This window comes from Arcobacter denitrificans (SeqCode) (assembly GCF_048571185.1).
Classification (GTDB): domain Bacteria; phylum Campylobacterota; class Campylobacteria; order Campylobacterales; family Arcobacteraceae; genus Arcobacter; species Arcobacter denitrificans.
In genome coordinates this window covers 1,622,791-1,634,874 of sequence record NZ_CP182350.1, presented here as the reverse complement: position 1 = coordinate 1,634,874, position 12,084 = coordinate 1,622,791, and the positions used below count along the sequence as shown (strand labels likewise).

General features: G+C 28.4%; 8 protein-coding genes and 1 pseudogene. 4 read left to right on the top strand and 5 right to left on the bottom strand.

The window, feature by feature from the left end; genetic code table 11:
- Nucleotides 1-28 precede the first annotated feature (28 nt).
- Nucleotides 29-1,327 (bottom strand): S41 family peptidase, encoded by a 1,299-nt coding sequence (locus tag ACNI28_RS08195; protein ID WP_419763774.1) that lies wholly within the window; start codon nt 1,325-1,327, stop codon nt 29-31.
- A gap of 108 nt (nt 1,328-1,435) precedes the next feature.
- On the opposite strand from ACNI28_RS08195, the gene ACNI28_RS08190 reads away from it, so the two are divergent.
- Together ACNI28_RS08190 and ACNI28_RS08185 are read left to right on the top strand one after the other, a co-directional pair.
- The gene (locus tag ACNI28_RS08190) at nt 1,436-2,008 is read left to right on the top strand and encodes a hypothetical protein (RefSeq protein ID WP_419763773.1); all 573 of its coding nucleotides are present in this window, start codon (nt 1,436-1,438) and stop codon (nt 2,006-2,008) included.
- A gap of 9 nt (nt 2,009-2,017) precedes the next feature.
- The gene (locus tag ACNI28_RS08185) at nt 2,018-2,989 is read left to right on the top strand and encodes a PQQ-binding-like beta-propeller repeat protein (RefSeq protein ID WP_419763772.1); all 972 of its coding nucleotides are present in this window, start codon (nt 2,018-2,020) and stop codon (nt 2,987-2,989) included.
- A 545-nt stretch (nt 2,990-3,534) separates the two neighbouring features.
- Here ACNI28_RS08185 and ACNI28_RS08180 read toward each other — a convergent pair.
- From ACNI28_RS08180 to ACNI28_RS08165, 4 genes and pseudogenes are all read right to left on the bottom strand, one after another.
- Nucleotides 3,535-3,885 (bottom strand): annotated as a pseudogene (locus ACNI28_RS08180) (methyl-accepting chemotaxis protein); the annotation flags it as partial.
- Between the two features lie 1,101 nt (nt 3,886-4,986).
- Nucleotides 4,987-5,781, bottom strand: a complete 795-nt coding sequence (locus ACNI28_RS08175) for an ABC transporter ATP-binding protein (RefSeq protein WP_419763771.1) — start codon at nt 5,779-5,781, stop codon at nt 4,987-4,989.
- A gap of 2 nt (nt 5,782-5,783) precedes the next feature.
- Nucleotides 5,784-6,593 (bottom strand): nitrate ABC transporter permease, encoded by an 810-nt coding sequence (ntrB, locus tag ACNI28_RS08170; protein WP_419763770.1) that lies wholly within the window; start codon nt 6,591-6,593, stop codon nt 5,784-5,786.
- A 133-nt stretch (nt 6,594-6,726) separates the two neighbouring features.
- Nucleotides 6,727-8,103 (bottom strand): CmpA/NrtA family ABC transporter substrate-binding protein, encoded by a 1,377-nt coding sequence (locus tag ACNI28_RS08165; RefSeq protein ID WP_419763769.1) that lies wholly within the window; start codon nt 8,101-8,103, stop codon nt 6,727-6,729.
- A gap of 271 nt (nt 8,104-8,374) precedes the next feature.
- Here ACNI28_RS08165 and ACNI28_RS08160 point away from each other — a divergent pair, with 271 nt between their 5' ends.
- Both ACNI28_RS08160 and ACNI28_RS08155 read left to right on the top strand, forming a co-directional pair.
- Nucleotides 8,375-10,369 (top strand): molybdopterin oxidoreductase family protein, encoded by a 1,995-nt coding sequence (locus tag ACNI28_RS08160; RefSeq protein ID WP_419763768.1) that lies wholly within the window; start codon nt 8,375-8,377, stop codon nt 10,367-10,369.
- A 124-nt stretch (nt 10,370-10,493) separates the two neighbouring features.
- The gene (locus ACNI28_RS08155; protein WP_419763767.1) at nt 10,494-12,083 is read left to right on the top strand and encodes a DmsC/YnfH family molybdoenzyme membrane anchor subunit; all 1,590 of its coding nucleotides are present in this window, start codon (nt 10,494-10,496) and stop codon (nt 12,081-12,083) included.
- Nucleotide 12,084 lies beyond the last annotated feature (1 nt).

Below are 12,084 nucleotides of genomic sequence, written 5' to 3'. Positions count from 1 at the left end.
CTTTTATCTAAAGGTTCTAACTTATTATTTAGTTAGTAATTATTAAACTTTTTAAGATATCAATCCCAGTTTTTAGCTGATTATCTTTTAAAGCATCTTCATCTGTGATAACTCTTTCATCAACTTTTTTATTTTTTGTTTTTTCTACTTTCTTTATCTTTCCATCAACTTTTTCTAACTCACTCTCTAAGTGTTTTTTCAAATCTGCTTCTTTTATAGCAAAATCCATATCTGGTGCTTGAACTGCAGCCCCAGGGTATGAAATAATATCAGGAATAATACCAGTTGCTTGGATTGTTCTTCCACTTGGCAAATAATATTTGGCAATAGTTAATTTTATACCTTCACTTTTATCTGAAGTAATAGGTAATACAACTTGAACAGAACCCTTTCCAAATGTTTTTTGTCCAACTAAAATTGCTCTTTTGTGGTCTTGCAGTGCACCACTTACAATTTCTGAAGCTGAAGCACTACCACCATTTACAAGTACAACTAATGGCATTCTTGAAAGTGTTTTAGAATAACTTGCATTAAATACCTCTTCATTTTCACTGTCTCTACCCTTTTGAGAAACAATAATTCCTTTATCAACAAACAGGTCAACTACTCCTATTGCTTGTGTTAGTAGTCCACCAGGATTATTTCTTAAGTCTAAAATAATTCCTTTAGTATCTTTATTTTTTTTGATTATTTTAGTTAAACCATCTGTAACATTTTTATCAAAACTTGTAACTCTAAGGTATAAAATATCTTTTCCAATAGTTTTAGATTTTACAGATTCTATTTTAATTATATCTCTAATAATCTCTATAGTTATAGGTTTTGATTCAAGTTTTCTAACAACTGTCAAAGAAATAGGAGTTTTTGGCTTTCCACGCATTAGTCCAACTGCTTCATCTAAAGTCATATTAAGAGTTGATTTATCATCAATTTTCAAAATAATATCTTCAGATTTAACACCAGCTTCATATGCAGGTGTCCCATCAATTGGTGAAATAACAGTTAAAGCACCATCTCTCATGCCAACAGTTATCCCTAATCCTCCAAATTCACCATTTGTCTGAATTTGCATCTCTTTGAAATATTTTTTATCCATAAAAGTTGAATGTGCATCTAACTCTTGCATCAGACCTTTTAAGGCTTTATCTACTATCTCTTGTAACTTTAATTCATCTACATAATATTTTTCAACAGTTCCAATTACATTTGTTAATTTTGATAAAGATTCAAATCTACTTTGTGCGTCTTTTTTATCTGTATTATCTTCTGCATGTAAAAAATTTAATGAAAATACTAAAACAATAACTGATAATATAATTTTATTCATCTTAACCCCAATACTTTAATAGGCTTGTATTATATATAATTTTTTATAAAAGTAAGATTTTATGAAAATTTTTGTACACTTATAGCTAATTTTTTAGAAGGTTAATCAATGAGTTTAAAAGAGAATGTGGATTTCGTAAAAGAAGAGCTTAATAGTGAAGAAAAATTTTTAGAAGGCTTTGTAAAACTTGAAAGATTTTTCAAAAAATACAAACTATTAATTATATCTGCTGTTGTGATAGTAGTTGTAGCAGTAATAGCTATTAGTGTAACTTCATATTTAAAAGAACAAAATAAAATAAAAGCAAATATAGTTTTTCAAGAGTTATTGAAAAATCCTAATGATGAAAAAGCTTTAGAGACTCTGAAAGGCTTAAATACTAGACTATATGAAATAGTATTGTTTAATTCTCAGAAAAAAGATATTTCAATAAATACAAAATTTTTTAAAGAGCTCTTAGCATATGAAAAGGCTATAAAAGAGCAAAATATCAAAAAACTAAATGACGTTTCTATGGAAAAAAACTTTTTACTAAAAGAATTTGCAATATTTAACAGAGCACTTATTTTAGCTCAAACAGGAAAATATGAAGAAGCAAAGAATGCACTTAAAATGATTCCTGAAACATCTCAAGTTAAAGATTTAGTTGCACTATTAGAGCACTATTTAATAACAAAATAAAGGTATATAATGAAACATTTACTAATTTTAATTTCAGCAATCTTTCTATTTACTGCTTGTTCTAAAAAACAGTATTTTGAACCTGAAGACACTACATCTTTTAACCAAGATAGTAAGTCTATAAGCTCTAGTATAAAATCATTTAATAGAGATGGAGCAACACTTGATAATGGGCAATTTATTAGTTCAAAAGGTGTTTCAAATATAAAACTTGCTGAAGGTTTTGAGTTTTTAAACTTAAATGAGGGAAAGGTTATCTCTACAAATATTAAAGATAAGATTTTTGTAGGCAAGAAAGAGATAGTAACAAATACAGCAGTTGTTGCAGCAAGTATGAAAGATGATATTTTAGCTTTAGTAAATAGCGATAATTCAATCATGGCTTATGATTTAAGAGATGGGAAAATTTTATTTAAAGAATATTTATCAAAATCCTTAGCAAATGACAATAGAATTGCAGCACCATTTTTTATGTCAAACTTAATACTATTTCCAACACTTGATGGGAAAATTTTAGTTGTATCTGCTCAAAACTATAAAGTAGTTAGAAATATTATTGTTGATGCTGACAATAAGTTTAATAATATCATCTATTTAAATGTAGTAAATAACACTTTAATAGCAGCAAGTTCTAAAAAAGTTATCTCTGTAGGTGATGGTGTACTTAACATAAAAGAGTATGACTTAAGAGATATTATTGCCCATGGTACAGATATATATTTAGCAACAATTGATGGTCAAATCATAAAAACTGATATTTCATTAAATATAATGGATAGAAAAAAATATAAATATGCTAAGTTTTATGCCTTAGCTTTTGGAAGTTCAATATATGCTTTAGAATCACAAGGTTATCTTGTAAATATCTCAGAAGATTTTAAAACTGATAAAATTTATGACTATTCTTTTGATGAAGAAGATAAAGTTATTGTTTTTGGAGATACAATTTATATCCATGATGAATATATAAAATTAAAGTAGTAATTACTACTTTAATTTAATTCCTTAAAACTATTTAAATTATCAAATATCTCATCTAAACTATCTTCAATTATAGTTGATGTTTCTAAAATTTTTAACTCATTTTTGTTCTTAAGAAAAATCCCATAATCACTTAGTAAGGTACTTAAGTTCTCAGTTTTATTTTTAAATATTTGCCATAAGTCACTTTTACTTTCCATTTTAAAATCATATTCACTTATAAATGCTTCAATATTCTTTTTATGGCTAATATCCATATTTATTGTTGAAGAATTACTATTAACTTGATTTAATACAGCTTGTTTGTATTTTGCAAACTCTATTTTTATATTATTCAGTTTTTGAGTAAACTCAAAATCAATTATTCTTTTCTCTACACTAATGTCATACTCATTTAATGAAACAGCCTGAATCATATCTGCTGCAACTTTATTTGTTAAAACAGCTACATCTTTTGTTTTCGTTGCCATATTTGCATTTTCTTGGGTGATTTTATCTAAGTTACTCATCGTTTCATTGATTTGTGATAAATTTTGCATTTGACGTTCATTGGCTGTTGCAACCTCGTCTATTATATTTCTATTCTCTTCAATCATTGAATTTAATTTATTAAAGCTATTCATCATCTCTTCTGAATATTTTTTACCTTCATCAGATTTTTTATTAGCAGTTTCTACTAAATTCTTTATATCTTTTGCAGCTTCTGCACTTCTTGTTGCAAGATTTCTAACTTCTTGTGCAACAACTGCAAAACCTTTTCCAGCTTCACCTGCAGTTGCAGCTTCTACTGCTGCATTTAGTGATAAAATATTTGTTTGGAAAGCAATATTATCAATAATAGATATCGCTTCATATATTGCTTTTGTAGAACTATTTATCTCTCCCATTGAATTCTGTGTATTTTCAACTAATTTTATTCCCTCATTTGCATAAGACTTAGTTGAATTTGCTATTTCAAGCATATTTACAGCCTTTAATGATGTATCAGTAATACTATTAGTAATATCATGTATAGAGGCTGTTGTTTGTTCTAAGGAAGCTGCTTGATTAATTGAAGCTAGATGTAGTTGATTTACAAGTTCAAGTAACTCTTGAGAACGTTCATCTAAAATTTTTCCATTTTTATTTACCATTGCTAAAAATTCTGAAATATTTGTACCTATCATATTTAAACATCTAAGAAGTGTGTTTACAATAGCACCAATATCACTCTTGTCTGCTTTTACCTTAAAGTCTCTATTTGCATAGTTTAATGAAGTTTGGAATGAATTAACAATATTTACTCTTAGGCTATCTATCATATGATTGAAATTATCTTTTAATTCATTTATATAATAGTTATTTGCTTCACCATTTATTCTATAAACTAAAAAGCCACGTCCGACCATTTTTGATACAAATTTTGCTTCATTTATTACTTCATTGTCTAGGGCTAAACCCTCTTTTATTTTTATGATATTTTGATTTAATTCATATGCCATTTGTCCAAAGTCATCTTTAGAGTCTAAGTCAATCTCTTCCAACTCTTTTTCAGTTGAAGTTAAATAATTAAAAAACTTGCCCATGCCCTCTCTTATTAGAAAAAGCGATTGAGTAATATTTTTTAAAATACTTAGAAAAATATATAAGGAAATAACTAGTATACCTATTAAAGTGGCTGTACTAAAAATTAATTTATCATAAGAAGATTTAATTTTTTTATCAACTATTTTAAGATAATCATCTTTTTCATCTACATTAATAAACAATAAATTTATCTTATCGATTTTTGATAATGAAGCACTTTTTTCAATAGAAATTTTCAATTTATTGTATTCATTGTATATCTTATAATTTTCATTTATTAAATCAAGTACAACAATTACAAATGATAAAAGTGGAATTATTATTAAAAGGATTAATTTGTTCTTTATATTTATTGAAGTTAAAATAGTTTTCATGATTTCCCTTAGTAGTTAAAGTTGATTAAAGATTTAATCAACTTTTTTTAAATAATTTTATTCATCTTCTTTTGCAAATTTTTCATAAAGGAAACTTAGTATTGCCTCTCTACATCTTATATATTCAGGATCTTTTTGTAGCTCAACTCTATTTCTTGGATGTGGTAAATTTACTTCTAAAACTTCACCAATAGTTGCACTTGGTCCATTGGTCATCATTACAACTCTGTCACTTAATAAAACTGCTTCATCAATATCATGTGTGATAATGATAACTGTATTTTTTACACTTTGTTGTATTCTCATAAGATGCTCTTGTAGATTTGCACGAGTTAGAGAATCCAGTGCTCCAAATGGTTCATCCATAAGTAAAACTTCTGGTCTAATTGATAAAGCTCTTGCAATTCCTACACGCTGTTTCATACCACCTGATATCTCGCCTGGGAACTTATCCCTAGCATGAGTCAAATTAACCATATCAACAAACTTATCAACTCTCTCTTCTAGTTCTGTTTTATTTAACTCTGGCATTACTTTTTTAACTGCTAATTCAATATTTTGAAAAACTGTAAGCCATGGTAATAAAGAGTGGTTTTGAAAAACAACTGCTCTTTCAGGTCCTGGTCCATTTACCTCTTTATTATTTAAAAAAACTCCACCAGAACTAACTGTATCAAGTCCTGCAATCATATTTAATAAAGTACTTTTACCACAGCCACTATGTCCAATTATTGATACAATTTCATCTTTTTTAATTCTTAAATTTACATCTTTAACTGCCACATACTCTTTTGCGTTTGGTAAAGGGAAAACTTTATCTACAAACTCTAAACTCAAAAATTTCTTTTCCATCTTTAAACTCTCTTTCTATAATCAAAAAAATCTGCAATTTTTCCCATAATAACATCTAATAAAAATCCAACAAGACCAACAATTATAATACCAATGATGATGTTAAAATAATTAAGGTTATTATATTCATCCCAAATCCAAAATCCAATACCAATACCACCTGTTAACATCTCCGCAGCGACAATTACAAGCCATGCAATACCAAGACTTAGTCTCATTCCTGTAAATATGTAAGGAACTGCTACAGGTAAAATTATCTTTCTAATTTTTTCCATTGGAGTGAACTGTAAAACCTTTGCCACATTCATATAATCTTCACTCACACTTTTAACACCAAGTGAAGTATTTATGATAATTGGCCAAATTGAAGTTACAAAAATAGTTGAAATTGCTGTTGCATTTATATCTTGAAAAACAAAAAGTAAAAGTGGTAACCAAGCTAATGGTGATACTGGCTTAAAAATTTGGATATATGGCTCTAGAGCAATTTGAAAATTTTTACTCATACCAATTGCCAATCCAACAGGAACACCTATAATAATAGCCAATATAAATCCTGCAAAAACTCTTTCTAGAGAACTAATAACTTGCCAAAAAATTCCTTTGTCATCCTGATTTTCTATATAAAAAGGATCACTAAGAACTCCCTCTATCTCATCACCTTCACTATCAACTCCACCAAAAGCATGTACAAAAGTGTCTGCTGGCGTTGGAAAGTTGTTGACATTTTGTGCAATTGTTGACCAAATGGCTACGATTATAAAAAAAACAATGGCTGGAAGCACAATATTTTTTAGACTATTTGAATTCATATTTTACCTTTCGTATTTACTTTATTGTAATTACTCATATTAATGCTTGAAAAAAGGAGACGAAACAAGCATTAATATCAGTAATTATAAAAGAGGAAAACTCCTCTTTTATTTTTCCTTATAAGTATGCTATTTATTTAGTAACATATTTAGGGTCTGCACATCCTGCTGGTCCATATGGACATACATATGCTGGTTGTTTTGTTTCAACTGACCATTTATTTGCTTTTGCTAACTCTTCTTTAGATACTAAAGAGTTATGAACTTTAAAGTCATAGATATAATCAACTGCTTTATTTGGATCCCAAACTTTGCCATCTAAGAACTTATTGTATTCATCAACCCCATCTTTTTTCCAAGGAGATTCAGGTAATGTATAACCAACTTCTTTTGCAACTTCTGCAAATAAATCTGGTCTATAAACTTTTTCTATTACCTCTTTCATATTAACTGCATGATCAAGTTGTCCCCATCTATACATTTGAGTAATAAACCACATACCATGACTATAGAATGGATATGCAGCATAATCATTTGCAAAAACATTAAACATAGGGTTTGCAGAATCTACACCTTTATTATATAAAAATGTTCCACTCATTGATTTTCTTAAAACTTTAACTGGTGCTTTTACATAATTTTTCTTAGCTAAATATTTAATAGCTTCTTCTCTATTTTCCCAAGAAGCATCCAACCACATTTGTGCTTTTACAACTGCTCTCATAACAGCTTTAGTTGTTTCTGGATTTTTCTTAACAAAATCTGCTCTTGCTTGTAATACTTTTTCTGGATTATTATTCCAAATATCATAATTTGTTACTAAGGCACTTCCTGCACCCTTAAGAACTATTCTTGAATTCCAAGGCTCACCTACACAATATCCTTCTATATTTCCAGCAATTAAGTTTGATGGCATTGTTGGTGGTGGGAAAGGTTTAATTGTACAATCTTCATCAGGCTTGATTCCACTAGCAGCCATCCAATATCTCAACTCATAATTATGTGTTGAAACTGGGTGAACCATACCAAAGTTTAATGGCGAATAATCTGAACCTTCTGCTTTATGTTTTGCATCAATATATTTTTTTAAAGTAGAGGCATCAACAGGTCTTGCAGTTTTATCTAAACCATATTTTTCCATCTCTTTTATAATGTTATTCCCATATGTAATTGCATTTCCATTTAAATCAAGTGATAAAAGTGCTTGTAAATGTGCATTTCCATTTATACCTAAGGTTGCAGCAATTGGCATACCTGCTAGTGCATGAGAAAAATCATACTCACCAGAAATTACTTTTTGTTGAATTCCAGGCCAACCACCACCTTCTTTTGAAACATGTACATCTAATCCTTCTGCTTTAAAGAAACCTTTTTCTTTTGCAATTACTAATGGAGCACAATCAGTTAAGGCAATAAAACCTATTTTTAATTTTGTCTTTTCTGGAGCAGCCATTAGTGTAGAAGCTACAACTGAAATACCAAGACCTATTTTTAACACTTGTTTTAACATTTTTTCTCCTCGAAATTTGATATGAAAAATAATAACATAGTAAATATACTAAATATACTAGTAATCTGTATATTTTTTATACAATTTACTTAAAAAATCATTAATTCTATATTATTATTGATTTTTTTATCCAAAAAAGTATTTAAAATGATATTTAAAACTTAATTTTACATTAATTTTATAAAATTGGATATTTTTTATACATTTTATACTTTATTTACTATATAATATGTTCTATAATTAAATATCTAAATTATAAAATGGAAATAAGATGATTAAATCAGTATGTGGTTATTGTGGTGTAGGTTGTGGACTAGAGTTTGACATGAATAAGTTAATAGGTGATGTCGTATATCCTATTAATGAAGGGAAACTTTGTTCAAAAGGTGTATCAGAATTAATATCAATTCAAACACCAACAAGACTTTTAAGACCACATATTAGAGAAGATATTAATAATGAGTATAAAATATCATCATGGGATGATGCTATTCAAAAAATCTCATCTACAATTAAAGAGACTCCAAAAGAAAAAATTGGATTTTATTTATCTGGACAACTACTAACTGAAGATTATTATGTTGCTAATAAACTAATGAAAGGCTTTATTGGTTCTAATAATATAGATACCAATAGTAGAACTTGTATGGCAAGTGCTGTTGTTGCATATAAAAAAGCTTTAGGTGTTGATTTTGTACCTGTTAGAATGGATGATATTTTTAAATCAGACCTGTTGATACTTGTAGGAGCAAATACAGCAGAAGCTCATGTTGTTTTCCATAACAGAATAAAATTGGCAAAAAAGAGTGGTCTTAAAGTTGTAACTATTGACCCAAGATTTACAGATACTGCTAATGATGCTGATTTACATCTTTCAATAAAAGCAGGAAGTGATATAGACTTTTTCAATCTTATATCTAAAAGAATTATTGATGAGAACCTTATTGATGAAGAGTTTTTAAAAGAGCATGTAAATAACTTTGAACTATTAAAAAATAAATTTAAAAGAGTACCTGTAACAAAAATGTTAAAAAGAACAGGATTAAGTACTAAACAATTTGAAGAATTTTGGGAAATATATAAAAATAGTGAAAATATAATAAGTGCATGGACAATGGGTATAAATCAATCAGTTCAAGGTGTTGATAAAAATCTATCTATTATTAATACACATCTTCTTACTGGAAAAATATTTAAAGATGGAAATGGACCTTTTTCACTAACTGGTCAGCCAAATGCAATGGGAGGAAGAGAAGTTGGTGGCTTGTCAACTATGCTTGCTGTTCATTTAGACTTTGAAAAAGAGTCTATAAAAAAAGTTTCTAAATTTTGGAATACAAATAAAATACAAAATAAAGCAGGTTTAACAGCAACTCAAATGCTTGAAGCTAATTTAGATGTATTAGTTATTTGTCATACTGATCCTATATATCATCTGCCTAATAGAAATAAAATGGAAGAGTTAATCAAAAAAATTCCACTTGTTATTGAAATAAACGCCTATGAAAATTCAGAAACCTCAAAATTTGCTCATATAAAGTTACCAGCAGCTCCTTGGGGAGAAAAAGAAGGAACCCAGACAAATCTAGATAGAACAATAACAAAACAAGAAAAACTAACAAGAATTTCTATAGATTGTAAACCTGATTGGGAAATCTTTCAACTAATTGCTCAAGATTTGGGTTATAAGGATGCATTTAATTTTACATCTTCAAAAGAAATTTTTGAAGAGTATCAAGAAATGACAAAATTAAACCAACATCTAAATATATATGAAACCTCTTATGAAAAATTATCTCAAGAACCTTTTATTTGGGGAGAGGAGATTAGAAAGAACAGACAATTTTTTACGAAAAACAAAAAAGCAAATATACATTTTGTAGAAAACAAAGTTTTAAGCGAAAAAACAAATCTAAAATATCCATTAAATCTACTAACAGGTAGAACAAGAGATCAATGGCACTCTGGAACAAAAACAAATTTACCAAAAACATTGTTAAAATATAAAGAGTTAGATTTCTGTGAAATAAACCCAATAAATGCTAAAAAACTAGGAATTGAAAATGGTTCTATTATAAAAATAATTTCACCTAGAGGAGAGATTACTTCAAAAGCATTTATTACTGAAAAAATACTTGAAGATACAGTTTTTGTACCTGTAAGTAATAGAAATATAAATTATCTTACAAATGATTTATATGATAGAGAATCTTTTCAACCAGATTATAACCAAACTTCAATAAAGATAGAAAAACTAAAAACTTAATTTTACATTAATTTATCAGATAATTAATCATCATTAAGAATATTGTATATTTTCTATACAGTATTTATTTTAATTTTACATTAATTTCTGTTAATATTTCCATTATACCTTATTTGGAGATATTATGAGTTTGAATGAGCAAACACCCTTAGATAGTTTTATACAACATAAAACAGATACCAATATGCAATGCGGAAACTACTCTATTGATATAGCAAAACCAAAAGAAGGTGAACAATATAGATTTCACTTTGATGCAACTGCATGTATTGGTTGTCATTGTTGTGAGGTTGCTTGTAATGAACAAAACAATAACAGTGCAGATATAAAATGGAGAAGAGTAGGAGAAACTCAAAGTGGGATTTTCCCAAATGTGAAAAATCACTTTAATTCTATGTCATGTAACCACTGTGTTGAGCCTGAATGTCTAATAGGCTGTCCTACAGAATCATATATAAAATTTGACAATGGCATAGTTTTTCATGATGATGATACCTGTATTGGATGCCAATATTGTACCTGGAATTGTCCTTATGAAGTTCCAGTATTTAACAAAGATAGAGGAATAGTGACAAAATGTCATATGTGCCATGAAAAATTGGATGTGGGGCAAACACCTGCTTGTGTACAAGCTTGTCCATCTGGAGCAATTGCAATAGAGATTGTAAATGTTAAAGATTGGATTGAAAAAGATATGGCAGAACAAGGAATTGCTCCAAATCTTCCAGATATTCAAATTACTAAACCAACAACACGATATACAATAGATGATACAAAAGATATGACTCCTGCAGATGCACATATAATAAAACCAAACCATAGTGAGTGGCCACTTGTTTTTATGACCGTACTTACACAAATATCTTTAGGTGGCTTTGGGGCACTTGTTTTAGGAGAATTTATAAACCTTTTGGGATTTAAATTAGCAGCACCAAGTATCTGGATGATGATTGCAGTATTTTTACCAGCAGCTATTGGTTTACCATTATCTGCACTTCATCTTGGACGTCCTATTTTGGCATATACAGCTATGAAAAATATTAAAACTTCTTGGCTTAGCCGGGAGGCATTGGCTTTAGGATTATATACAGCAGGACTAACTCTTCTTATAGCTATGTTCTTCTTTGAATTCAATCAAGTTTTTAGATTTTGTGTTGAACTTTTAATTTTAGGTATTGGTATTTACGGTATCTATGCTCAATCAATGATTTATAGAATAAAAGCTCGTCCATCATGGAATAAAAAAGAGACTACAAAAATATTTTTTTATGTTTCATATATTGGATTATTACTTATTAGTTTTGTATTAATTTTACTAGAAGAGTATACAAGTGCTAGTGTACTTTTACCTTTTGCTTTGTTTATTGCTTATTTTCAATATATTGAATATAGAAAGCAAAAAGACTTTTATAAAAACTTAGATGAAAGTGATAATAACTTTTATCAACTAAATAAAACAAAAACCTTATATGAAAAAAACTTCAAAAAATATACCGAATATAGAACAAGCTCTTTATATATAGGAGCTTTAGGCTTACCTTTACTTGCCATTTTATTACTTGCAAGTGGGAATTACCAGACAACAATATTGGTTTTAACTCTTTCTTTAATTATTTCAACTTCTAGTGAAATTGTATCAAGAGTTCTATTTTATAAAACAGCAGTTGCACTTGGACTTGCTGGAAATTTTTTCGCAGGGAATCAAAGAGGTTAAG

Bases quoted from the DNA above. Each gene is read 5' to 3' on its own strand.
- ACNI28_RS08195 (WP_419763774.1), bottom strand. From the start codon at position 1,327: ATGAATAAAATTATATTATCAGTTATTGTTTTAGTATTTTCATTAAAT.
- ACNI28_RS08190 (WP_419763773.1), top strand. From the start codon at position 1,436: ATGAGTTTAAAAGAGAATGTGGATTTCGTAAAAGAAGAGCTTAATAGT.
- ACNI28_RS08185 (WP_419763772.1), top strand. From the start codon at position 2,018: ATGAAACATTTACTAATTTTAATTTCAGCAATCTTTCTATTTACTGCT.
- ACNI28_RS08175 (WP_419763771.1), bottom strand. From the start codon at position 5,781: ATGGAAAAGAAATTTTTGAGTTTAGAGTTTGTAGATAAAGTTTTCCCT.
- ntrB (WP_419763770.1), bottom strand. From the start codon at position 6,593: ATGAATTCAAATAGTCTAAAAAATATTGTGCTTCCAGCCATTGTTTTT.
- ACNI28_RS08165 (WP_419763769.1), bottom strand. From the start codon at position 8,103: ATGTTAAAACAAGTGTTAAAAATAGGTCTTGGTATTTCAGTTGTAGCT.
- ACNI28_RS08160 (WP_419763768.1), top strand. From the start codon at position 8,375: ATGATTAAATCAGTATGTGGTTATTGTGGTGTAGGTTGTGGACTAGAG.
- ACNI28_RS08155 (WP_419763767.1), top strand. From the start codon at position 10,494: ATGAGTTTGAATGAGCAAACACCCTTAGATAGTTTTATACAACATAAA.